The sequence below is a fragment of the Flavipsychrobacter stenotrophus genome, assembly GCF_002954265.1.
GTDB classification, from domain to species: Bacteria; Bacteroidota; Bacteroidia; order Chitinophagales; family Chitinophagaceae; genus Flavipsychrobacter; species Flavipsychrobacter stenotrophus.
Map to the genome: position 1 here is coordinate 73,127 of NZ_PPSL01000005.1, position 24,029 is coordinate 97,155.

At 44.3% G+C, this 24,029-nt stretch carries 19 protein-coding genes and 1 tRNA gene; 5 read left to right on the top strand and 15 right to left on the bottom strand.

The genetic code is table 11. The annotated features are described in order from the left end of the window. Positions 1–31: 31 nt before the first annotated feature. The 8 genes from CJD36_RS16995 to CJD36_RS17025 form a co-directional block, all read right to left on the bottom strand. A complete protein-coding gene (locus tag CJD36_RS16995; RefSeq protein WP_105040406.1) occupies positions 32–1,444 on the bottom strand; it encodes an MBL fold metallo-hydrolase RNA specificity domain-containing protein in 1,413 nt (470 codons plus the stop codon). A 137-nt stretch (positions 1,445–1,581) separates the two neighbouring features. Next, entirely contained in the window at positions 1,582–4,305 is a 2,724-nt protein-coding gene (locus CJD36_RS17000; protein WP_240609375.1) for a glycoside hydrolase family 3 N-terminal domain-containing protein, read from the bottom strand. A 38-nt stretch (positions 4,306–4,343) separates the two neighbouring features. After that, a complete protein-coding gene (locus tag CJD36_RS17005) occupies positions 4,344–5,801 on the bottom strand; it encodes an alpha-L-fucosidase (protein WP_105040407.1) in 1,458 nt (485 codons plus the stop codon). A gap of 200 nt (positions 5,802–6,001) precedes the next feature. Then, positions 6,002–8,575, bottom strand: coding sequence for a T9SS type A sorting domain-containing protein (locus tag CJD36_RS17010; RefSeq protein WP_105040408.1), 2,574 nt, complete (start codon positions 8,573–8,575; stop codon positions 6,002–6,004). A gap of 318 nt (positions 8,576–8,893) precedes the next feature. After that, on the bottom strand, positions 8,894–9,067 hold the full coding sequence (locus CJD36_RS23295) for a hypothetical protein (protein WP_161499354.1): 174 nt from the start codon (positions 9,065–9,067) through the stop codon (positions 8,894–8,896). A 503-nt stretch (positions 9,068–9,570) separates the two neighbouring features. Continuing rightward, positions 9,571–9,643: transfer RNA gene (locus CJD36_RS17015), tRNA-Lys, on the bottom strand. A gap of 85 nt (positions 9,644–9,728) precedes the next feature. Further along, positions 9,729–11,039: a carbohydrate porin gene (locus tag CJD36_RS17020; protein WP_105040409.1), complete on the bottom strand. Its 1,311-nt coding sequence runs from the start codon at positions 11,037–11,039 to the stop codon at positions 9,729–9,731. A gap of 106 nt (positions 11,040–11,145) precedes the next feature. Further along, positions 11,146–11,475, bottom strand: a complete 330-nt coding sequence (locus CJD36_RS17025) for a hypothetical protein (protein ID WP_161499355.1) — start codon at positions 11,473–11,475, stop codon at positions 11,146–11,148. A 191-nt stretch (positions 11,476–11,666) separates the two neighbouring features. Between CJD36_RS17025 and CJD36_RS17030 the strand changes: the two genes are divergently transcribed. The 4 genes from CJD36_RS17030 (at position 11,667) to CJD36_RS17045 (ending at position 15,659) form a co-directional block, all read left to right on the top strand. Beyond that, entirely contained in the window at positions 11,667–13,034 is a 1,368-nt protein-coding gene (locus CJD36_RS17030; RefSeq protein ID WP_105040411.1) for a M20/M25/M40 family metallo-hydrolase, read from the top strand. Between the two features lie 15 nt (positions 13,035–13,049). Then, on the top strand, positions 13,050–13,832 hold the full coding sequence (locus tag CJD36_RS17035; RefSeq protein WP_105040412.1) for a tetratricopeptide repeat protein: 783 nt from the start codon (positions 13,050–13,052) through the stop codon (positions 13,830–13,832). Positions 13,833–13,954: 122 nt separating this feature from the next. Continuing rightward, positions 13,955–14,989, top strand: a complete 1,035-nt coding sequence (locus tag CJD36_RS17040) for a TolB family protein (RefSeq protein WP_205685633.1) — start codon at positions 13,955–13,957, stop codon at positions 14,987–14,989. A gap of 190 nt (positions 14,990–15,179) precedes the next feature. Next, on the top strand, positions 15,180–15,659 hold the full coding sequence (locus CJD36_RS17045; protein ID WP_105040413.1) for a cytidine deaminase: 480 nt from the start codon (positions 15,180–15,182) through the stop codon (positions 15,657–15,659). 29 nt (positions 15,660–15,688) lie between these two features. On the opposite strand, the gene CJD36_RS17050 is transcribed toward CJD36_RS17045, so the two are convergent. From CJD36_RS17050 to CJD36_RS17085, 7 genes are all read right to left on the bottom strand, one after another. Next, on the bottom strand, positions 15,689–15,895 hold the full coding sequence (locus CJD36_RS17050) for a hypothetical protein (protein ID WP_105040414.1): 207 nt from the start codon (positions 15,893–15,895) through the stop codon (positions 15,689–15,691). 102 nt (positions 15,896–15,997) lie between these two features. After that, positions 15,998–17,281, bottom strand: coding sequence for a T9SS type A sorting domain-containing protein (locus CJD36_RS17055; protein WP_105040415.1), 1,284 nt, complete (start codon positions 17,279–17,281; stop codon positions 15,998–16,000). 269 nt (positions 17,282–17,550) lie between these two features. Next, positions 17,551–18,489 carry a thioredoxin-disulfide reductase gene (gene trxB / locus CJD36_RS17060; protein ID WP_105040416.1) on the bottom strand — a complete coding sequence of 313 codons (939 nt, stop codon included), beginning with the start codon at positions 18,487–18,489 and terminating at the stop codon, positions 17,551–17,553. Positions 18,490–18,733: 244 nt separating this feature from the next. Next, positions 18,734–19,657 carry a DUF4249 family protein gene (locus tag CJD36_RS17065; protein WP_105040417.1) on the bottom strand — a complete coding sequence of 308 codons (924 nt, stop codon included), beginning with the start codon at positions 19,655–19,657 and terminating at the stop codon, positions 18,734–18,736. A 23-nt stretch (positions 19,658–19,680) separates the two neighbouring features. After that, positions 19,681–20,025: a HesB/IscA family protein gene (locus CJD36_RS17070; RefSeq protein WP_105040418.1), complete on the bottom strand. Its 345-nt coding sequence runs from the start codon at positions 20,023–20,025 to the stop codon at positions 19,681–19,683. 273 nt (positions 20,026–20,298) lie between these two features. Then, positions 20,299–20,898 carry a hypothetical protein gene (locus CJD36_RS17080; RefSeq protein ID WP_105040420.1) on the bottom strand — a complete coding sequence of 200 codons (600 nt, stop codon included), beginning with the start codon at positions 20,896–20,898 and terminating at the stop codon, positions 20,299–20,301. 117 nt (positions 20,899–21,015) lie between these two features. Beyond that, a complete protein-coding gene (locus tag CJD36_RS17085; protein WP_105040421.1) occupies positions 21,016–21,222 on the bottom strand; it encodes a hypothetical protein in 207 nt (68 codons plus the stop codon). 462 nt (positions 21,223–21,684) lie between these two features. Here CJD36_RS17085 and CJD36_RS17090 point away from each other — a divergent pair, with 462 nt between their 5' ends. After that, positions 21,685–23,736 (top strand): M13 family metallopeptidase, encoded by a 2,052-nt coding sequence (locus CJD36_RS17090; RefSeq protein WP_105040422.1) that lies wholly within the window; start codon positions 21,685–21,687, stop codon positions 23,734–23,736. Positions 23,737–24,029: the final 293 nt, after the last annotated feature.

Consider the following 24,029-nt stretch of genomic DNA (forward strand, 5'->3'; position numbering starts at 1 on the left):
GTATTTTAAATATCTACCGCTGCAAGGTAGGTTATTCAATTTCGCCTAAATCCACAGTTTCATGCTGCCTGGGAATGAACACATCCCTGAAACCTTTCTTCATCAATCGTTCACGAAATTTTTCTTGTGCTTCATAGTCCCCGTGAACAAGAAATAATTTGCTCACCAGTGATGGATCCTGGCAAGCAAGCCACTGGCACATGTCATCGTAGTCCCCATGAGCGCTCAGGCTCGTGATCTCTTCTATCCGTGCCTTTACGCTGAATTCTTTGCCAAATATTCTCACCACATCAGGCTTCAGTTTTAGCCTGCCGCCTAATGATAGCGGCTCACAATAACCTGTGAGCAATATCGTGTTTTTTGCACCACCTATATTATTGGCAATATGATGCTTTACCCTGCCCGCTTCTGCCATGCCTGATGCCGAGATAATGACACATGGCTCATCCGTGTCATTCAACGCTATGGAATCTTGTACCTTCTCAATGTACTTCAACCCCTTGAACGCGAATATATCTGTATCGTCTTTCAATATCTTCCGCACATGGGCATTATAGCTATCCGGATACCTTTTAACGGTCTCTGTAATTTTAATTGATAGCGGACTATCCACATAGTAGTTGAGTGGAGGCAGGCGCCCCTCCAGCTCCAGTTGATTGAGCATGAAAAGAATTTCCTGGGTGCGCGCCATGCTGAATGCCGGAACTATAAGTTTACCATGGTTCTTTAAACAGGTATCTACTATCACCTTTAGCAGTGCTTCGTTTGATACTTTCGACTCGTCATGTAGTCTGTCCCCGTAGGTGGACTCCATAATAATGTAGTCGGCCTGCGGGAAGACTTCCGGAGATTTTAATATCATATCTCTGTACCTGCCTATATCGCCACTAAAGGTTAAATGGATATCCTTTCCGTTCTCGTTGATCTTAAGGTTTACCGCTGCACTACCCAATATGTGTCCGCAGTCGGTAAACAGCAACTCTACACCATTCTCTATAATAAAATGTTCGTGGTAGGAGATCGTTTCCAAAAGAGGAAAGACCATGTTGGCGTCTTCTTCTGTGTAGAGCGCGTCAACCGCTGGCTTATGGTCGCGGATTCGCACCTTATTCACATACCTTATGTCTTCTTCCTGTATTCTTGCCGAATCGATCAGTAGTATTTTAATAAGGCTGGCGGTTGCCGGTGTGCAGTATATCTTTCCCTTATAGCCCTCCTTCACCAGCTTGGGCAAGAGGCCTATATGATCTATATGCGCATGAGAAATGATCACATGATCGATCTCAGCAGGAATAAACCCCCATTCACTATTCAGTTCGGTCGTCTGCTTACCCATCCCCTGGAATAAGCCACAATCAAGCAGTATCTTCTTCCCCGACTGCAGTTGAAACACATGCTTCGATCCGGTTACTGTACGGGCGGCGCCATGAAATGTTATTTTCATTGATAATAGTTGTGATTGTAGTCACAAAAGTAATCACGCCACCCCGCAAGCTCAGTTAACCACAACAGTTCGAAAGATGATCTTCGTCATGATACTTTAATTGCAAAGTGCTTATACATACCAGGACACGGATATTCCTACAATTTACCTTTCATAACTACTACACGTTCTACCAACCTTATGTCCTTACTTGAACTCCCTATCATTATCCTGAAAGTGCCCGGCTCTACTACCCGTTGCATTTTCGCATTAAGCATTTGTAACATTGCTGGCGTGATGGTAAAAGATAGTGCCTTTTGTTCCCTCGGTTCTAAATGAACACGCTGAAAGGCTTTCAACTCTTTCAATGGACGAACCACCGAAGAAAGTTCATCCCTCATGTAGAGTTGCACAACTTCCTCACCTGCAAATGAACCAACATTACTCACTACAAAATTTACCCTTACGGAATCACCTGCTTTGATCTTCTGGCTCGACACCGACACTAGCCTGTATTCAAATTGCGTATAGCTCAACCCATACCCAAATGGGAACAGTGGCTGCCCCGTACCGTCTGCATAATCATCACCCCTACCCGTTGGCTTATGATTATAGGTCAACGGCAACTGCCCTTCATTCATAGGAAACGTTATAGGCAATTTGCCCGATGGATTTACCTTACCCAGCAACACATCTGCAATAGCTTCACCACCCGACTCACCGGGATACCATACATCCACAACTGCATTCACTTTATCCAACCAACTACTCATGGTCACAGCGCTCCCGCCAAACAACACTACAACAATAGGCTTACCGGTCGCAGCCAACCGCTGTATCATTTCTTCCTGCCTGCCGGGCAAGTTTAAGTGGCTTCTGTCCTGAAATTCACCTTCATTTGTGCCAACTGTTACTACAACTACATCGCTCTCTTCCGCCAGCTGCACAGCCTCCGCAATGGCTCTTTTTGTCTCATCCACAACATCTATATTCCACACCAATTTAAATCTGGCGTTACCGGCTGGCTCCTTATATTCTACCCTAATTTTATATTCTTTACTTTCCTCAACATAGTACTCAGCAACCAATGTTCCGTAGGCTTGGTTAGTCCATGTATCTAATAACAGCCGGTCATCTATGTATAGCCGATAACCTTCATTACCTTCTATCCCAATTTTGTATGTACCCGTCTTGGGCCCTGTAAGATAACCTGTCCATCTGCACGAATAAAAATCATAATTGATCTTCGGGTCAGGCGAAAATAGGGTCCACTGAAAATCTATCTTTGGGTCATTACGAGACACTACAGGATTACCCTCAAGACTCGTATTGTTATAGTATTCCGCTTCCAATCCGGCTATTCTTTTACCACCTACTTTTGAAGACAAAAACTCTGGAGCAACCACATTGTACAGCTTATGTTCACGGCCACAACCGGGGGCAAACTGAACAGTTTTATCCGCACCCACAGTCTTCTTTAAAGCATCCAACAAATTCACCTTATCATTACCCGGACCGCTATACCCACCCAGCCTGGCCTCGATAGCATCGGGACCTATTACTGCTATTGTCTTTGCGACGGCCGCCAATGGCAATACTTTTCTTTCATCATTCTTTAACAGCACTATCGACTTCAGTGAAGCTTCTTTTGCCAATTGATGATGACCCCGCAAATAGGCCGTATCATTAACACTCACCTGCGGCACATAAGGATGCTCAAACAGCCCCAGTTCAAACTTCACACGCAGTACCCTGGCCACCGCACTATCCAACTTTGCCCTGTTTACTTTACTATTAATGAACGGTGCTTTAAATAGATCAGCATGCGCTATATCGGTCTGAAAGATGACATCCAATCCATTTTCTATAGCCTGCTTTCCGGCATCTTCATACCCCGATGCAGTAAAGTGCAATACATTAGCACCACCCACTGCACCCGCATCAGAAATTACAAAGCCTTTAAAGCCCCAGTCCTGCTTAAGCTTCTTATTCAGCAACCAGTCATTTGCGGTACAAGGACTACCATTAAGCGAGTTATAGGCTGTCATGATACTTCTCGCTCCGCCGTCCTTTATACAGGCCTTAAATGGCACAAAATAGCTTTCCTCCAGCTCGCGTTCAGTTGCCTCTACCGGGTAGCTATCCCTCCCTCCCGCTCCATGATTCACCACAAAATGTTTCGGGGTAGTTATGATACCCATTTGCTCAAATGCGCGTACATACGCCACACCCATTGCCGCACTTAACATAGGGTCTTCGCCATAGGTTTCCTCTACTCTGCCCCACCTTACATCTGTGGCCAGGTTCACCACCGGAGAGAGTATCTGTCTTATTCCCCTTTGCTTACATTCATATGCTATTGCATTGGCCACACGCCCCATCAATGCCTTATCCCAGGTAGCCGCCAGTGCTATCGACTGCGGGAACGACGTAGCCCCTGTCCTCACCAATCCATGCAGTGCTTCATCAAATATAATTACAGGTATACCTAACCGCGACTGTTCTACAAAGTACCGCTGAATACTATTTACCTTTTCTATCGTCTGGCGTGTATCCCTGCCGGGGTTATACGTCATCATCTGCCCGGCCGCATTGTTGCTTACCGTAGTAGTATTTACCTGGAAACCGAACAACCCGCTTTTAAACTGCTCGGGGTGTTCCCCAAGATCTCCCGGCACCATAAACAACTGCCTGAATTTCTCTTCAGGTGTCATTCGCCCCAGCAGATCTTTTACTCTCTGCTCTACAGGTAGCTTAGCATTCTTGTATGGAAGCTGTTTTTGCGCATATGCAGAGTAGGAACAAACGAAGCAAACCACCAACCCCGATAATAAGAATACCCTTTTCATAACTGTGCTTGCATAGTATTTTATGGGAGTCATAACTATATAAACTTTTACCTGCTGCCATCGTCAACATCCTATTCAGTGACTTTTATCACCCATACATGATCCGTTACCTTCTTAAGATCGGCAGGGATATGTATATTCATTCTCCCTTCCTTTGCGTTCCACTTTAATTGCCGTTGACTACCTAACATATGTAACCTGGTATTTTTAGAAAACGACATTTCAGAAAGTGTAACTATTTCTTTAGGAAACTCAAAAAAGAAAATGAATTTAGTCTTACCATCTTTAGACTGTGTATATCTTATACTGTCGCCTTCTTTAAACACCTTATACATTCTTGTCCCATAAATAGCCTCCCCATTTACCTTCATCCATGCCCCTATTTCCTTAAGTCGGACATAGGCGTCGGCATCCAGTTCGCCGTTAGGTCCGGGTCCAATGTTCAGCAGGTAATTACCACCCTTACTTACTATGTCCACCAATTTTTCTATCAGCTCATTGCTTGGCTTATACTTATCATTGGGCATATAGCTCCAGGAGGTAGCCATGGTCATACATGTCTCCCACGGATAAGGCAGCCCCTCATTGGGTATCTCCTGCTCCGGCGTAAGATAGTTTTGTTGTGGTCCCGGCACGGCTCTGTCTACTACCAGTAGCTTTGGCTGCTTCGCCCTCACCTCTTTCACCAGTCGCGGCATATCTATATCCTGGCTCTGCGGATTGCGCGCCCACCTGCTGCCATCTTCCTCTGCCAGTAATGTTTCCTTTACTTCATCATCTGTCTTGGGGCGCACCCAGCCACCATCCAGCCACAGTGTATCCAGCTTACCATAATCCGTTACCAGCTCATTGATCTGGTTATGCGTATAGTCTGTAAATTGCTTCCATTGCTCAGGATACTTCTTCACAGAATAATTGGCATTACGGTCGCTCACCGGAAATTTCTTCCACCAGAAATAATCACTGTTCCAGTCAGGCTTAGAGAAGTACGCTCCTATCCAGAAGTTCTGTTTTCTGAACGCCCCAAAAATCTCCTTGGTCACATTGGCACGGCTATTAGTAGAAAAGGGAGTCTTTTTATCGGTGATCTTATAATCTGTGTACTTGCTGTCAAACATGCAGAACCCATCATGGTGCTTGGTAGTGAATACTATGTACTTCATACCCGCCTCTTTAGCAGCCGCGGCCCATTTATCCGAATCGAACTGCACAGGATTAAAAGTAGTCTGCAGGTTATGATATGCTTTTACGTAACCATTGTAATCATCGGCAATATCCTTCTTTCTGCCACCCGTAGCCCATCCCAGATCTTCGGGACAAATGCTCCAACTTTCCACCACTCCCCACTGACTATAAGTCCCCCAGTGCATCAGCAATCCAAACTTTAGGTCCTTCCATTCCTCCAGTCTATGTTGTATCGCCGTATCCGGGTCGGGGAAATATTGATTGTGTTGCGCAGACAGATTGCCAGGCAACAAAAAAAAGCCAATAACTGCTACAAAAAAAACCTTTATTTGATTACTTCCCATTACAACAGATTTTAGAAATGCCCGAAGCGCTCCTATTAGAAATCTAAAGTAACAACTTATCTGAATCGGGGTACTATTCTACATTAAGATTGTAGTCCCAATTACCCTCTCGCATAAAATTTGTAGAACTAATTTGCATGCATCTGCATTAGTTGCAAGTTCTGTGAATCTCCATCGCCTAATTCGTCATGCATTTATATCTACTTAATGATTACTATCTTCACTATTTGTGCATTATTACCATTACTAATACTTACCTGGTAGTTCCCTGCCGGCAATGACAACGGCATCCAATGTTCCGTCTGCACTTCTTTTACAACTATGATTTCACCATTGTTATTGAAAACCGTCACGCTTACTCGCTCCTCTCCTACTCCCTTTATACCCTTAATGAACACTTTGTCAGAAGCAGGATTGGGAAACAACTTGTAATCAGCAGAACTATTATTTTGCACACTTTGCCCGGCAAGGTTGGCATGAGTAATCTCCACTACATTGAGACCCGATGGAATGGCAACCGTAGCCGTAATTACACCATTTGTATCTGTTGTGGCTGATGCCACCACTATCCCATTTATCTTAACATTGTAAAGAGTTGACCTCATCAGGTCACAACCAACTACCGACACTGTTCTATTACCGGGTACTGCATTCAATACGTGATAGTCGCACATGGTATCACCATCGGCATTAAAGTAATAAAGTGTATTATCCCAATCCACACCAATACTGTAATTATTTTTCTCAGAGATTCCGCCCGCGGCGGCAACATTAGAACTATCTCCTAGTTTTATAGTGTGCAGAAAAATAAGGCTGTCTGTAGTTGCAGTCGGGCGAACCTCTATTCTCCACTTCCCGGGCGTTTGAAATACAGTATCTGGAGATCCTGATGGTGGGTAATTATTCCCATTTACCCAATATTCATAACCGGCCCCACCTACTAAGGTAGTATTACTTGCTGTCGGCAGCAATGTGCGAATAGCAATGTTACCGCCACCAGCGGAGGCCGAGTAGTCCCGGCCACTGTAGGTAATAATGTGTCCGGGAACTGTTGTGCTCACCGCACTGCCACTCATAGCAGGCTGATTACTAAAATGAAGTAAGAATGAAGCATCTCTCTGATGAGTAGCGATGTTCCGTAAATGCACATGATCAAGTACTAGTATATGGTCGGGTTTATCATAAAAGATCCTTCGTACGAACCTGTCAAGTTTAGCAGTATCATAAGATAGTGCAGCTTCAGCAATCGTATAACTATAGTTATTTCCTGCAGCGAATCTAAGCCAGATACCTCTTTGATTGGCAGGCAGAAAAATATCATTAAAGGTGATCATTTGCGGAGAATAGACCTGCCCTCCGTCATTACTCACGGGCGTTGCGTCAAAGTTGTAATGTTCCGCAGAGTCAAACACACAAATGGAGTTATGCGCAATAGTTCGTGTGTAGTAGTTCATAAAATGGCTCGATCCGTAAAGATCATAGTCTCCTGCATCTATCAGCAAGGGTTTATACCTGTACAACGAAAATGTATTATTGTCGCGATGTTCATGCGATGCACGCTTGCTTTGCGAGTTAAAAAACCATAGCAATGTTGCACTACTGTCCCATGATGTCCGACTCACAGAAAGTCCTGATTTCACACCCAACCAATCAAGCGGGGGGGATGGCTTTGATACCACAGGAGCCGTAAAGTCTTTATACATAAGCTTTCTGAAGTAGGGCATCGTCCAGGTAAGCATCGCAGGTGTGGAATAATATTGAGCTAACCAATTACTGCGCGGATCGTTGTACACAGCAGAGTGCCGGTATATAACGTTGTCACCGGTAAGTGAGGTTCCTCCATCGCCCCAGTTGATGCAATTATTGTCCGGTTGCATAAAATACCAATATTGGTTGATAGAATTCTGCACCCAGAGCAGGTCTGTATAAAAATTCTTTGTAGTGCCGAACAGCATATTATCAAACAATTTGAACTGGTCAGTAAGACTCCACATGGAGTAGGCTGCAGTCCAGTTCCAACCTCCGTCAGTACCTCGATAATAGCCGTAGATAGGCAGCAATTTATCATTCCACTTATTATAAAGGGTATCAAACCACATCAATACAGTGTCGTTTTGCAACGTTGTCAATCCATCAGCATTAAACAGCGCAATAGCGTTCTGCATAGTGTGCACGCAATTAAGTGCATTGTGACTGGCCACATATGAGGTCCCTGCAGATGAGAGTATGTATTTGTTCATAAACTCCCTGTTGACAGAATATATCCGTTGCACAAATGCCTGGCGCTGAGCAGAAGGAATAGAATCGTAGCACCAGTCCAGTAGTACATCGCCGGCATCACTCATTTGCCGCAGCAAAGTCTCCTCCGTATACCATTCCATTGTTGCAAAATTTGCGGTATCGGCCAGCATCATAAAGTGGTCGATAACGTAAAGGCATCTTTTCTTCTGTAACGTATCTGGCGAAAGCCGGTAAAGGAACGCCATCATCAGCGTTTGATCAGCAGCCCACCTGTCGTTCCAGTCCCAGGTCCATAATGTGGTATCACTACCCACCTGATACAGCAAGGGATCAGTGATCCAGTATGCGGTATAATTATTCTTTACGGTGTTATATGTAAGTGCAACATCGCCTGTAGTGAGATTACTCCGCAACCAGGCGAAACGGGAAGAATCAACCTGTACCCTTGGACGGGCAGTATGGATTGAAGGAAAAGGCTGCGCTGTACTATTCAGTACCCCTAAAAAGAAACATAACAACAATAAGTTCCTCATAATTAACTTAAAGTTACATAATTAGCCATAAGTAGAAGTAGGTTCTTTCACATCACTATCCCCGATAGTACCGTAAAGTTTTGTTTCCGAAAATAACTAAAACCTGGTAGTGCAAACAAAAAGAGCAGCTCAATGAGCTGCTCTTTGGGTGCAAAGTTGTGTTACCGGAATGAAATATCTCTAACTGATAAGCTATTGCTGGAAAATATAGTTCTTTCGGTAAACTATTCTTTATCTAACCTTATGACCGCCATTACAAACGCGGCTCCGAATATCAAGGTAATAATGCCTGCAAAATATGGTATGAATTCTGTCATGTTATTTCCTTTTTAGAAGTTTTAAATAAATACCAAAACCAATTATGGATGGCACCCAGAGTCCTACAAATAAAGCGGCCTCTTTCTCCCCTTTAAACCAACTCAACTCAGAATACACCAGCGAGAGGAATGCTGACAACAAAATCAACATATCAACAACTTCAATTTTTTTCATTATTTTTTTTATTATTTAGCACTTGATCATCAGCCGGTCAATCGGCCGATCCGGGTGAAGTTAGTCTTTCTTATTTCTTAATTATCAATAAGTTAGAAATTAAAATAATTAAAATTATTTGGAGTAAATGAAGTATAAGCGTCACAAATAACGCTAACACCGGATCACTGTGTGTAGCATTGATACCCACGACTTTCCATACCGTCACAGAAAAAAATGTTGATGAAAAAAGCAGAATTTAACATGGCTAAAAAGTGGACAATATCGTTATGCAACCATGCAGTATTATGGAATTGGTTCGTAGCTATCAATTATTGATACTGAACACAAAGAAGATAAGTGGACATCATTACTAGAACTTGAAACAAGCATAGTTACCTCTTAAGGTGGCCACGCTATGAAATAAGAAAAATACGAGTGCTACTTGCTACGCAATTAGCAAAATAAGCTAACTCTGTGACAACAAAAAAGCCGCTCAATGAGCGGCTTTCAGTTAGAAGGTGTGGTCCCGCAGGGATTCGAACCCTGGACCCAATGATTAAGAGTCATTTGCTCTACCAGCTGAGCTACAGAACCTTCTTTTTCCCCTTTCGGGGGTGCAAAGATAGGATTCTTATCTAAATAAACAAACCCTTTTGAAAAATTTTTCTAAACGTATTTATTACAACTCAACATGCACTCTTAGCGATAGCACTTGAAGCGGCCCGCGATCTTTATTGTAACCCGGGTTCATGGCAAACTGGTAATCGCCGCTTATCCATACGCCCGCCGGAGTAGGCTTATAACTATAGTAAGCTTCCGCAATGAACTCATGCCCATAGTTCAACGTACCATCGCCCAACTGAAAACCCAGCCCACCCGCAGCCAGGTAATCGCTGTGGTCTTTTGAAAGTCCGTTAGCTACTAGCGCTATACCGCCGTTGTCATTCTTCCTGTGCCACATGTTGCCATTCAGGGCAAGGCCTACTGAGAGTATTCTGTCTGCTTCGGTAAATGCCCAGGTTTCGGTCTTGCCATCATTCCAACCCAGCCTTGCAAAGATGCCGGCATTGTCACCTATTGTCTGATCCACATTGATTCCGAAACCTGCCTTGGTAGCACCTATTTTTTCTGTATGTATAATATCGGGTGCTACAACGCCCCACGTATGCGCCATAGACGCTTTGTAACTACCCATATCGGCTGTATTTACATAGCCCAGCACCCTTACGTGCCCTTCCCGCTTATGAATGGTTATAGCTCTGCTCACCTCTCCATTCAATGCTCTTGATTGGCCATACTTCATATTCAGTTTGGCACCATTGGCTACTTCGGGCAGCGCACCTAGTCCTACTTTGTAAGACCATCTATCCCACTGAAGCACAGCCACACCACCAACTGTATATCCTCTTACATTTGCCGCATAATCCCATGCTGTATTATTCATCAGCGCCCAGTTAAGGAACTGTGTGCGTGGAGCATTAGCGTAGGGATTGTTATCAAAGAAATCTCCAAGTGAGAACTTACCTGCATACAATCTGAAGTAGCGCCCCGGCTCAGTTCCTTCCAGCTGATTTTGTCCATCTTCAACTTTCGTGCGGCTCTTGTCTAAAGCAATTGTCTGCTTAAAATACGCTCTTGCCAGGTATAACGTTGGTGACGGATTCCCTACACGGAATGTCTCCCCATTGGTCGATCCTGCCATGCCAAATGCACCTGTGAGTCCGCTACCACCCGCTATCTCAGGGTTCACATACACTTCTGCACCCTTCCATAGCCTTGCGCCGGCATACATGGTAGCAGTCACTGAGTTTTGCTTTTCTTCAGCTGTACTGATACTGTGCGGACCTGAATATTTAGCACTAAACTCAGGTTTATATTGGTAAATATAGGTAGCCTGAAAATGCAGGTTAAAGCGTTGTGCGCTACTGTCTTGGGCCAGCAGGCCAACGGACAGCAATAATGCTATCGTTAGGATAGAGTAAACCTTCATGATGATTTTACTTATTATGTGGCAAAAGTAGGCAAATAGCACCCACAATTGAGCAAGCCCAACCAAATAATTTAGGGATGACTAATTTTATCGAGATCTCAGGTTATTAGCTCTGCTTTGCGTTGGTGATGACCCATGCACGTACCAGTCCCGCCTGATTTGCGTTGAGTTCAGCCTTATGACTCATATCTGGCAGTATCTTCTTCCACTTCTTTATCGTAAACTTAGCCGGCTGGTACAACTGATGACACTTCTGACATGACCCAACAAACACTGCTTTACCCTCTGTCATTTGTGAAGGACTGTACTTTTTTGTAAGCTCTGCCACCTCATCTACAGTTGTAGCTGAGGTCTTGGTAGAAGTTGCTTTTTTAGCACATTGCGTAAATATGATCGTAGACAGACACATGCCTATAAGTACAAAGGTCTTTTTCATAAACATTGATTAGGCTGCAAATATGCAAAGTTTATCGATCAATACGAACTGCCACCCAGCCTGCAACAGCCTTCCCGGCCACAATTACCATTGTTTTAGGGTATCAGTTATTACTAACCTCATTAATTCTACTTTGGCTCCCCTTTTTTATCACCCCAGTAATTCTCCTGTTCATTTATTATTTTTAGCCCATGAAGACCAGACTACTCACAGCTATTACTCTTTTGGGCACGCAGCTATCTTTTGCACAAGACTCGCTGATGTTTCAAAAAATATCAGATGAGGTAATGCTGCACGGCACTTGTTACGATAACCTGCGGGTGCTCTGCAAAGGCATTGGCAACCGTATCAGTGGTTCGGCCAACGCCGCAAAAGCTGTAGAGTGGGGCAAAAAGCACATGAAGGCCACAGGTGCCGATACCGTATGGTTGCAACCCGCCGATGTCCCCTACTGGTCACGGGGAAAGGAGAGCCTGATGATAAAAGCGGGTAATGGTGAATATAAAAAAATGACCATACTCTCACTCGGCAATAGTGAGGGTACCGGAGGAAAGGTTTTGGAAGCGCCGATAGTTATGGTCCGCGACTTCGACGAGTTTAAAGCACTACCCGAAAGTGCAGTAAAAGGTAAGATCATATTCTTTAATTATAGGTTCAGGCAAGATTTTGTTTTTACTTTCAAAGCCTATGGCGATGCTGTTAAATACCGCTGGGCAAGCCCTTCTATAGCGGCAGAAAAGGGCGCTGCGGGTGTTATCATCCGGTCTATGTCTACAGGGGCCGATGACTTCCCACACACAGGCAGTATGCACTACACAGATTCCAGTAAGAAGATACCTGAAATGGCCCTGGGCAACCGCTCAGCGGATTCACTGGAGCAGTATTGCAAACGCGGCACTGTAAAAGCCAAAATGCAATCTGAGTGCCACATGACCGACAAATTGGTTCGCTCATACAATGTTATAGGTGAGATCAAAGGCAGTCAGTACCCCGATAAGATCATCACCATTGGTGGCCACCTCGACTCATGGGACGTAGGCGAAGGCGCACAGGACGATGGCGCAGGATGTGCACAATCTATTGAGGTGCTCCGCACGATGAAGGCTTTGGGTATCCGACCAAAATATACCGTTCGTGCCGTACTGTTCATGAATGAAGAAAACGGACTTAAAGGTGGCCAGGCCTATGCCGACTCTGCCATTGCACGTAAAGAGCATCATGCCCTGGCTATCGAAACCGATGCCGGCGGCTTCTCTCCCCGCGGCATTGGCATGGAGATGAGCGAAGAGCAAAAGAACAAGGTAAGAGCCTATAAAGATCTGTTCCTGCCCTACGGAGTGTACGATTTTAGCCTCGATGAAGGTGGTGCTGACATCAGCCCATTACAAAACAAAATGAAAGTACCCGTTGCCGGCTTGTTACCCGATTCTCAACGCTACTTCGATGTTCACCATACCAACAACGATATTTTTGAGAACGTAAACCACCGCGAACTGAAACTGGGCGCGGCTGTGTTGACTCAATTCATTTACCTCGTTAGCGAGCATGAAATATTTTGATAACAATAATACTCAATGAACGTACTCAGATTTCTTATCGCATTCTTCATAATTCCGAACCTTTGTTTTGGGCAGTCAGCCAAGGAACTAAACGAACAATCAAAGGTATTGCTTGCCAAAAATGATATTACTAGCGCCTTACCTCTTCTAAAACAAGCCGCCGATGCAGGTAGTGCAGAAACTCAATACAATTATGGACTTTGTTTTCAGCAGGGCATTGGTGTTACCCATAATGACACAACCGCCAACCATTGGTATCTAAAAGCTGCCACGCAGGGCAATGTAGACGCACAGTTTAAAATCTCTTATAGTTATGTCACCGGACGAGGCTGCGCCAAAGATGATAAACGAGCTTTCTATTGGTCTGTAAAGTGTGCCCAGCAAAATGACCCGACCTGCATGTTTAATACTATAAGTTGCTACAAAGATGGTCTGGGCACAACCAGGAATACCGACAGTATGATGGTCTGGGCAATACGCCTCGCTTCCCTTCCCGATGTTGAAGACCTACAACAAAGCGGCAATATAACCTCTGCGAGGCTTAACCTGGCCACCATGTATCTTAATGGATCTGAAGTAAAAAAAGACCTGCATAAAAGTTACCTGTGGCTGCTCATTTATAATGAGAGTAAGAGAGATTTTTCCTTTGTTGATCAACAAAAAGCAATTGATATGATTAAGTCTGTAGAGAAGGATCTGACCGAAAAAGACAAAAAAAATGCCACTACAGCTGCCGAAAAACAAATTGGACACCCGTTAAAAAATCTCTCCCATTTATATACAACCGATTTGGATTAGCATGTTTTAAATATATTTTTGAGAAAAATATCATCTAACGTCTACATCTGATAGTTAATATTGCATAACAAAATTGAATTATAAAATTTAGTCTAAGTTCAAATATCTTTCTGGTTACCACATTGTTATGTAGCAACCTCTATGCCCAGGAAAAAAAGAGCCTTGCCTACCCCGATGAAAAGCACTTCAAGAACATGCGCCAACTGACTACCGGTGGCGATAATGCCGAAGCCTACTTCGGTTTCGACAATGAGCATATTACTTTTCAGCGCACCAACCCTGCAGAGGGCCTGTCTTGCGACCAGATCTTTTATGGCACAATAACCAAGAAACCTTCTGAGACATTTAAGTATAAGAAAGTAAGTACCGGAAAAGGCCGTACCACCTGCGCCTACCTTATGCCCGACAAGAAACACTTCCTCTATGCTTCTACTCACCTAGCTGCCGATACCTGCCCGCCCACACCCGACCGCAGTGTGATCAAAAAGTACGTTTGGCCGATCTATAACAGCTACGACATCTTTGTGGCTGACCTTAATGGCAAGATCACCAAACGGCTTACCAATACCCCGGGTTATGACGCCGAGGGTACTGTATCACCTAAGGGCGACAAGATAGTGTTTACCAGCATGCGTAATGGCGACCTGGACATATATACCATGAACATTGATGGCACCAATGTACAGCAAATCACCAATACCACCGGCTACGATGGTGGCGCGTGCTTCTCTCCCGATGGCAAAAAAATAGTATGGCGTGCTTCTCGGCCTACAACCCCTGAAGAGGTAAAGGAATACAAAGATCTGCTGCTGCAAGGACTGGTTATGCCCACTAAAATGGAAGTATTTGTAGCTAATGCTGATGGCACCGACGTTCACCAGGTAACCAAACTGGGCAAGGCCAACTGGGCACCTTCATTCACCCCCGATAGTAAGCACATTGTCTTCGCTTCTGATTATGAATATGAGCGTGGTTTTCCGTTCAACCTGTACCTCATAGGTATTGACGGCACAGGCCTGGAGCGGATCTCTCACGATGGTAGCTTCGATGCATTTCCTATGTTCTCACCCGACGGCAAGAAATTCATTTTCAGCTCTAACCGCAATAACAATGGCGGCCACGACACAAACGTTTTCGTCTGCGACTGGGTAAACTAATGGTATTCACAGGGCATAAACAACTAATTAAAGAACAACAAATTAACGGAATTTTATACATTATTTTTAAGTGATTTCGTTCATTATATAGCATAATGTACTATTATTGCACAAAGGGATAGCAGGCGCAAGCTTAGCTATCCTTTTTTTACCACTATACTTTTTTGATTTTTATTTGATTTCATACAGCATGGAAAATTTCTCATTCCCTTTTCAACAAACTTCAGGCATCACATTGCCTGCTCACATACAGCAGCTTATAGAAGCGGCAAATAAGGCCACTCATTTCGCTTACGCACCTTATTCACAGTTCAGGGTGGGTGCAGCGGCACTACTTGCAGATGGTTCTATAAAAACAGGTTCTAATCACGAGAACGCCTCTTACCCTGCCGGTATCTGCGCCGAGCGTGGACTACTTTCGGGCATCAACCCTCTCGATAAACAACAGCAGATATTGGCTATGGCAGTATGCTACACCAGTAATACCGACAACACTACTCCACTATCGCCGTGCGGCATTTGCAGACAGACTATCCTTGAAATGCAGCTGGCACAAGATGCTCCAATAGCCATGTACATGTGCAGCCCCGATGGCCAGGTAATTTATGTGGAAGATGCAGCACACCTGCTACCATTCTATTTCAGCAGTAAAAACCTGAAGAATAAGTAACTCATAAACTAAAAAGAAGAAAAATAGTATTACTCCTCTTTCCTCAACTTCCTAAGCACAGCCATAATAACCACTACCAGCACTATGTAGGTGACTATATAGGCAATGGTGAGCATCAGCCATTCTGTCCCGGGGCGGGTAATGTGCAGCTTCGTATCGTCATAATACTTCTTATAGGCGTAGATCGATCCAAACACAAGCCCCCAGGTGGCCCACCTGAAATAATTATTTTTCATGGCGTAAAGTAAATGAAGATATACGAGACTTTAGTCAGAAAGCTAGGTGCACCAATTAAGATGCTCCTGGCTTTTTATCTATCGCTTGTATTGTTTTCAATACTAGTTCTTCTCAATTTTTACTCTACTCGCTACGTTACCAAATTGATCTTTTACAACCAGGATATATATGCCTGTTGACAGATCTTCGGTATTCACCGTCAGTACACCATTTACGCCGGCATCATTGCGCAATACTTCGCGGCCGGTAAGATCATAGATATACGCTACGTCACCGGCATTTAGTCCAGATACCAGTGCGGTATTGTGTACCGGGTTCGGCATTACTTTGATGCTGTTACTGCTGCTGCCAACTGCGCTTATACCAACATTACCAGTACCCGTTCCGGAGCCAAGCGTATCCAGAATGCCAGTCTTAAACGCATATTGATAAGAAAATGTTTGACTATTAGCGGGGTGCAATGTGGTGTTTCTGGCAAGGGTAACGCTATCACCTGCGCTATCTACTGTAGCCAGATGGCCAATGTTAAAAACAAGGCCAATACCCGCATCGGCCGTATCTCTTCCCGAATAATGATAAGTAGTAGTACCATTGTAGATACTTCTAAGGGTTGATGAGGGCGTTAAACCAAAATCAAGGATGAAACATTTAGCACGGGCATCATTTGTACCCAATGCCATGTATGAATTTGTATTGGTCAGCCCTGTTGCCGACACCACAACAAGGTTTGAAGTACCCGTTACCTGGTGCTCAACAAAATTATCTGTGACAAAACTACTAGTCAGCATTTGTTCATTATCCGGATCTATTGTCCTCATATAATAAATGCTATCCTTCGGATAAATTGACAAATTAGTCAACGTTACATTTACCTTGAAATAAAGTGTATTGGTATCTATTGAAGTAACTTGTGTGATCTGCACACTATCGAACATACCCTGCCATGTACCAACTACACTTGTGCCAATAGTGTTATAACCGATATTTACGCCGGGAATGGAAGTAGCTGCCCCAAGATTGGGAGTATATGCCGTTGCACTATTACTGCCAATCTGAATGGCCCATCCTTCCTGAGGTGTACCAGGCATATAATAATCTCCAAAATAGTTAGTCCAGTTTGTCAACATTGGATCTGCTACAAAACCCAGTGCCAACGGATAGGTGGCGCTTGTTGGGGCGCAACCAGGGTTAACTCCGAAATAGGTCTGATTTGCGTGGTAGCCGGCAGGGGCACTTTCAGACGAACCGAAGGCACCGGATGGATTAACGCCTACCTCAAGGTGGCTGCCTTTTAAAAATACATTACAATTGATCAGCTGCGCTTTTACCGAAAACGCCGAAAACATAATCATAGCGCCTAGCGCTGGTGTAAAAAAATGCTTCATAGAATGGTTTTGAATATTATGTTTAGCTAATATAAACTAAAAAACAACTAAAAGCTACTGAAAACAGAACTTATTTGGTACTATTTACAATATTCATTTCACCATAGATTTATGCAGGACATAATTATTAATATTCGACCTTCCGCCAATGCAAATGTGCCCTACCCCTCCCACTTTGTAATAGTACTTTTACTTCACTGATAACTCACCCGACTAAAATGGCCACCCAACCGGGCAGCCATTTTCTATATTCAAATACTTTTTGTCAATCAATGCTCCAGCGCACCAAGGTAGCGTTCTGCATCCAGTGCGGCCATGCAACCACTACCGGCTGCACTAACTGCCTGACGGTATATCTTGTCCTGCACATCGCCGCAGGCATATACACCTTCTATGTTAGTTTTGGTGCTGTCTGGCTGAGTGATCAGGTAACCCTGCTCATCCATATCCAGCATACCTACGAAAAGGTCAGAATTTGGCTTGTGACCAATAGCTACGAAGAAAGCCTTCAGCGGCACAACAGTTTCCTCATTGGTTACGTTGTTACGCACCTTCATGGCTTCTACCTTATGCTCGCCCAGTACCTCTACAGGGTCGGTATTCCAGTATACTTGTATATTGGCTGTCTTCAATACCCTGTCCTGCATCACCTTGCTGGCGCGCATTTCACCACGACGAACCAGCATATGTACCTTGCTGCATATCTTAGATAAGTACAATGCCTCTTCACATGCAGTATCACCTGCGCCTACTATAGCTACTTCCTGATTCTTAAAGAAGAAACCATCGCATACCGCACAGGCAGATACACCATGACCATTCAAGCGCTCTTCAGACTCCATGCCCAGCCACTTGGCCGATGCACCGGTAGCAATGATTACCGCGTCTGCCTCTATCCACTTTTCTTCGTCTATTTCTACCTTAAAAGGCCTTTGTGAAAAATCGACCTTGGTAACCATACCCCAGCGAATATCTGCGCCCATGCGCTGTGCCTGCTGTTCAAAATCTACCATCATCTGCGGACCCATTACGCCATTAGGATAACCGGGGTAATTTTCTACATCGGTAGTAATGGTCAACTGACCACCCGGCTGAATGCCCTGGTACAATACAGGATTGAGGCCCGCACGTGCCGCATAAATGGCAGCAGTATAGCCTGCCGGTCCTGATCCTATGATAAAACAATGGACTTTTTCTATATCACTCATATTCTATGATTTCTAATTTTCTTTTTTATCGAGGGTTAAAGATGCAAAACTATTTGTAATGCAGCAAATCAGTGTCGCGTGGAGGACAAAAAATGGTTGGGTATTTTTATGTGAGCAAAATAAACATCCGACACCTTCAGCATCGTTCCAATTTTTATCTGATCTGCTATAGACATATGACGCCCCCCGGCATCACAACGTAAAACTCCAACCCATCTACTATTTACCATCTACCATCTACCATCTACGGATGCGCCACCCTATCGTAATACAACGCCCCGTAACCTGCCCACGAACCCAGCGCGCCATTGGTCATATTGGTCTTCACATTTATTGGCGACGAGAATGGATTACCGCCGGAACGGATAGCAAACTCATAAGTGTTCCAGAAGTCGTAAATACCCTTATCTACCTCACACCACTTCAACGTTACAGAATCACCGGGGAAGAAGTAATAGACCGAATCCGAATTGCTGCTACCACTATTATCATCGGGTGTGCCGGCAAACAAGTCTATGTTTTTTACCGGCTGACCATTTACCAGCTCATCTGTAAATATCCCACCGGGGTTAAACTGTTCATTGTTACGTTTGGTAAAGTACTTAACGTAGTTACCAGGGGTATCGGGGTCGGTATAGTTAGCAAACATTTCCAGCGCAGTAGCCGGCGTTGTGGGCCTTTTAAAAACCGGCTCGCCAAACCATACCGTATCAGGGCCCTTAGGGTAGGGGATCTTAGTTATTGACGAATACCTTTGACCATCCTTATCAATCGTCAGCGTGTATGTTTTACCCAGTTCACCCACCAGCACATTGCCCAGGTTAGTAGTGTCTATGAAATAAACGTAAAACCTGTTCCCTCCCGATGTATCTATCGAATACTCCTTCAGCGTTATGGTCTTAATACCATCAGACACCTTCACTACAGCCCCATGCACAAAGCTATTGGCCACCGTACTCAGATCTACCTGCGAAAAGAAACCAAACGTAGTATTGAGAATCACATACGGTGGCTGACCATTCTCTATAACACCCTGCACCACTATTTGCGGCGGCACAGATTCCAGGTTTATATTCACATCCTTCTCGCAACTGGCGAAAAACAGAAGGAATACAACTGAGAACAATCCGGTAAAATTCAGATAAGCTTTCCTGCGCAGGAGTGGCATAAGAAAAAAGTGAAAAAGGGAAATTAAACGGCAAATGAACTACCACAACCACATGTGCTGCTGGCATTAGGATTCTTAAACACAAATCCTCGTGCGTTCAACCCGTCAGAATAATCTACCTCCATACCTATGAGATAAATACCATGAGATTTTTTCATGATCACCTCCAGGCCATCTATAATATAGATATCATCATCAGCCTCAATCTTATCGAAACCCAGCACATAACTCATACCCGAGCAACCACCACCCTTCACGCCTACACGCAGGTACTGATCCTGCTCAAAACCCGGCTCACTCATCAGTCGCTTTACTTCTTTCAGTGTATTAGGAGTCAATGATATTGGTGCCGCTATTGTTGTTTCCATTAGTATTACTATTTATGCAAATTTACCAACCTTCCCCGCCCTATCCAAATCATTGCCTCACAGTATTGTCAATATCAATAGGGGAATAGCAGAGATGAGTTCGATCTTAAAAAAGTGGCAGTTTTTCACAAAAGTGGCAGTTTTGTGTGATGTATTTTTTGTAAAGCCAATATTGATAAGCATTTCAGCGGATTTAACGAATTGCCACAAACTGCCACTTTCTGCCACTTTCTGCCACTCGTTGCCACTTTTCACTGCCACTTTTTTAGCGATCTACAGCAGTACCTCTTTTTGTTGGGCCATCTGGTCGGCATATTTTGCAACGGTATCGTGGATATCATCGAGGTCTTCCTGTACTTCAAGTTCAGCAATCAGTGCTTCCCAATCTGCGCGGGATTCCTGTTCGGCTTCGAATTGATTTGTAATAACCTTTGTGGGATCGGGGCGGAGTGTGTAGAGATAGCTGCTCATGCTATTGAGCATATGCTGCAGCAAATCGGGCTTTGTCTTCCTCAAATAGTTAGAAAACAGAGTAAATATTTCTGTAGTGTCTGCAACGCTATGTCTGAGTTTTATCTGTTTGATGGTCATGCTCAACTTACGCATGATCTCGGCCTCGTCTTTTGTTGGGTAAGGTCTATCGCGGCGCTCTTTGATAGTTGCGTTAAGTGCATTGAGCTGGTTATAGTAGTGCTCAGTAATTAGCGCCGGGGCATTAGCGGCAGTGTTACGGGCACTCTTCCAGTCTCCTTCACGGATCCAGTCGAAGAGGGTACGTGGTGCAATGCCAACGATTGCAGCGATCTGCGGACGAGTGAGTTTGGACTGGAAGAAGAGGCGACGTGCTTGTTCTTTTAATTGAGTAGTGGTCATGATGAGGGGATTTAATTGAGTGATATAATTGTGTTTATTGTTTATTGGGTTGATCTTTGCGATCCCTTCGCGAAGCAATCTTACAGGAGGTCGGTGTTGTAGGACGCGTGTTCCGGTTTATGTGCCCAACGTCTCTTTACTTTTCTTTGCTTCGCCAAAAGAAAAGTAATAAAAGAAAGGCGATCGGAAAAATCGCGCTACCGCACACAGGCCAACGCGAGCTGCTCCCGCATGAAGGGCGGGACAGGCTGTTTTCCGAAAGCTAAACTTCTGCTCAGTTGCTGAAATTTTACTGGTGGGTTTGTTTTTGTAGTGTTTTTTCATAGCAGGGTGATAGTTTTTAGCACAAAGGTGGAAAGAGGATGGCAGTTGAGCAAATTGGGAATCTATGGTGGTACGAAAAGCGTACCATGATGGTACGGAAAGTGTACCACCATAAAAAAAAGTTATGTGGATAAGTGTGATTAGATGTTTCGTTTTGACAGGGGTATGTATTGTGTTTTTAGAGTTTTGAAAAAATGATTGGGCAAGAGTGATTTGATGGTGTTTTGGGAGGTTAACTGAACGATAAATCTATAGAGTAAAAGAAAAACTGGATGCAAAAAAAATAAGCCGGGAAGTTTTTTGCGGGTCATCTACAAAACCTCCAACGTAAATTGTTTACTAAACCCTGACATTTGCATAACCATAGAGAATATTTATTCCTCCCTAAAATCCCCTTGATGAGGTTAGCTATACATATTAATAAATAGATTAGTTTTATCGCCTTAAGCGATCAAACTAATTATGATTAAAAAACTGCCGGGCATTTTAGCCCTTGCTGCATTAACTGTAGCATGTAATCAACCTGCAAAAGAAGCCGCCAAAGAAGATATTTTGGGCGCACACAGGGATACAACTGTAAGACCTAACGACGATTTCTTTGCCTATGCAAATGGCGGCTGGATCAAACAAAACCCTATACCCGGCGATGAGACTACCTGGGGTGTAGGTGAGTTGGTGCAAAAAGAACTATATGCCAAGCTGAAACATATCAATGAAGAAGCAGACCAGAAAGCAGAAAAAAGCGGTTCTGGTCAGCAGATCGGTGATTTCTGGCATAGTGCTATGGATTCCGCTGCAATAGAGAAGAACGGCATTGAGCCACTCCGTGCGGAACTGGACAAAATAGCTGCGCTCAAAACACCCGCTGATGTGATGAACCAGACTGCACATATGCATGTATATGGCATTGGTGTATTTTTTGGCGAGGGTGTAGGACAGGACCCTAAGAACAGTAACGTACAGGCGTACCAGATGAGCCAGGGCGGATTGGGATTACCAAGCCGCGATTATTATTTTAATACCGACGAGCGCACCATGAAGATACGCAATGCCTACCCCGGCTATATTGCCAATATCTTTAAGAATATGGGTGTAGACAGCGCTCAGGCAAAAGCAAAAGCAGCCGCAATACTTGCTCTCGAAACCAAAATGGCAGCAGCATCGCGCAAGCTGGAAGACCTTCGCGACCCATACAAGAACTATAACAAGTACGCCATAAGCGACCTAAAGAAGATAGCACCAAATACCGACTGGCCGGGCGTACTGAAACAGATAGGTGTTAAGAGTGTAGACAGCGTTATAGTTGGTCAGCCGGAGTTTTATACCGCACTGGATAAGCTGGTAAAGACAACTGACATACAGACACTGAAGGATTACATGACCTTTCATTTGATCAAGGACAATACCAGTTTCCTGAGCAAGCCATATTTCGATGCATCTTTCAACTTTTACGGTAAGATCATTCGTGGCGCGCAGGAGCCAAAACCACGCTGGCGCAGGGCGTTGGACGCTGAACAAGGCGTAATAGGTGAATCACTGGGTAAGCTGTTTGTGAAAGAATACTTCAGCGAAAAGGCGAAAGCCCGCTATGAGCAGATGATAGAAAACGTGCGTATAGCTTATAAGGCCCGCATTGAAAAACTGGACTGGATGAGCGACAGCACCAAGAAAAAAGCTATTCATAAGTTGATGGCCATAAAGAAAAAGGTGGGCTACCCTGATGCAGACAAATGGAAAGACCTGTCATCTATGAAAATAGACAGAGGTGCATATGTAACTAATATGATGCGCGCTAATGAATGGTGGAATAACTACTCACTGAACAAGCTGGGCAAGCCGGTAAACCGCGAAGAGTGGGATATGACCCCGCAGACCTACAATGCTTACTACAACCCGTCTAATAACGAAATAGTATTACCTGCGGCCATGATGACCGTACCAGGTTTTAAAGACGAGGAACTAGATGACGCTTTGGTATATGGCTACACAGCTGCCAGCACCGTAGGACATGAAATAACACATGGCTTTGACGATGAAGGCCGCCAGTATGACGAAGATGGCAACCTGCACAACTGGTGGGGACCCAGCGATTCGGCACAGTTTGTAACCAGGGCCAATGTATTGGCTATGCAGTTTAATATGATGAGGCCATTTGCACCTAAGGATACAGCGAGCCACATAAATGGCAAGGCAACACTGGGTGAAAACCTGGCTGACCTTGGCGGTATATTAATAGGTCTGGATGCGTTCAAACAAACTGAAGCCTATAAGAAAGGTGAGAAGATCAATGGTATGACACCAACGCAGCGCTTCTTCCTTGGTTATTCTCTCGGATGGCTATTGGCTGAGCGTGATGAAACCATAGCTACCCAGTTGTTGACCGACGTGCACTCACCGGCTAAGTACCGCGTGAATGGTCCGTTTCCTAACGTACCTGACTTTTACGAAGCGTTTGGCATAAAAGCCGGCGACAAGATGTTTATTGCTGATAGCGCGAGAGTGCATTTGTGGTAAGAACACATGAGTACAATAAATAACAAAACCGCCTATCCGGCGGTTTTGTTATTTAAGTGAATGTCAGAACAAGGATTTCTAAAGGATTAGGGGAATTTCTTAATGCCGGATGCAAAATAAACACACCCGGAGGCTGTTGCTCAGGAGACACAACAGCGGCAGATGGGCGTCGTTACAGAGTGACCAAAACCGAATACGGTCAGATAGGACCGACCGCAAGCATTTTAGAGCGTTCAGCTAGAAAGTTCTCCAGGCACCTCTGTAATGGAAGTGGTGGCGATGAAAGCGGAATT

What these genes read in the sequence shown, in the direction of transcription:
- CJD36_RS17090 (WP_105040422.1), top strand. Translation starts at nt 21,685, where the DNA reads ATGATTAAAAAACTGCCGGGCATTTTAGCCCTTGCTGCATTAACTGTA.
- CJD36_RS17005 (WP_105040407.1), bottom strand. Translation starts at nt 5,801, where the DNA reads ATGGGAAGTAATCAAATAAAGGTTTTTTTTGTAGCAGTTATTGGCTTT.
- CJD36_RS17010 (WP_105040408.1), bottom strand. Translation starts at nt 8,575, where the DNA reads ATGAGGAACTTATTGTTGTTATGTTTCTTTTTAGGGGTACTGAATAGT.
- CJD36_RS17080 (WP_105040420.1), bottom strand. Translation starts at nt 20,898, where the DNA reads ATGACCACTACTCAATTAAAAGAACAAGCACGTCGCCTCTTCTTCCAG.
- CJD36_RS17020 (WP_105040409.1), bottom strand. Translation starts at nt 11,039, where the DNA reads ATGAAGGTTTACTCTATCCTAACGATAGCATTATTGCTGTCCGTTGGC.
- CJD36_RS17085 (WP_105040421.1), bottom strand. Translation starts at nt 21,222, where the DNA reads ATGAAAAAACACTACAAAAACAAACCCACCAGTAAAATTTCAGCAACT.
- CJD36_RS17025 (WP_161499355.1), bottom strand. Translation starts at nt 11,475, where the DNA reads ATGAAAAAGACCTTTGTACTTATAGGCATGTGTCTGTCTACGATCATA.
- CJD36_RS17000 (WP_240609375.1), bottom strand. Translation starts at nt 4,305, where the DNA reads ATGACTCCCATAAAATACTATGCAAGCACAGTTATGAAAAGGGTATTC.
- CJD36_RS17045 (WP_105040413.1), top strand. Translation starts at nt 15,180, where the DNA reads ATGGAAAATTTCTCATTCCCTTTTCAACAAACTTCAGGCATCACATTG.
- CJD36_RS17035 (WP_105040412.1), top strand. Translation starts at nt 13,050, where the DNA reads ATGAACGTACTCAGATTTCTTATCGCATTCTTCATAATTCCGAACCTT.
- CJD36_RS17030 (WP_105040411.1), top strand. Translation starts at nt 11,667, where the DNA reads ATGAAGACCAGACTACTCACAGCTATTACTCTTTTGGGCACGCAGCTA.
- CJD36_RS23295 (WP_161499354.1), bottom strand. Translation starts at nt 9,067, where the DNA reads ATGAAAAAAATTGAAGTTGTTGATATGTTGATTTTGTTGTCAGCATTC.
- CJD36_RS17070 (WP_105040418.1), bottom strand. Translation starts at nt 20,025, where the DNA reads ATGGAAACAACAATAGCGGCACCAATATCATTGACTCCTAATACACTG.
- trxB (WP_105040416.1), bottom strand. Translation starts at nt 18,489, where the DNA reads ATGAGTGATATAGAAAAAGTCCATTGTTTTATCATAGGATCAGGACCG.
- CJD36_RS17065 (WP_105040417.1), bottom strand. Translation starts at nt 19,657, where the DNA reads ATGCCACTCCTGCGCAGGAAAGCTTATCTGAATTTTACCGGATTGTTC.
- CJD36_RS17055 (WP_105040415.1), bottom strand. Translation starts at nt 17,281, where the DNA reads ATGAAGCATTTTTTTACACCAGCGCTAGGCGCTATGATTATGTTTTCG.
- CJD36_RS16995 (WP_105040406.1), bottom strand. Translation starts at nt 1,444, where the DNA reads ATGAAAATAACATTTCATGGCGCCGCCCGTACAGTAACCGGATCGAAG.
- CJD36_RS17050 (WP_105040414.1), bottom strand. Translation starts at nt 15,895, where the DNA reads ATGAAAAATAATTATTTCAGGTGGGCCACCTGGGGGCTTGTGTTTGGA.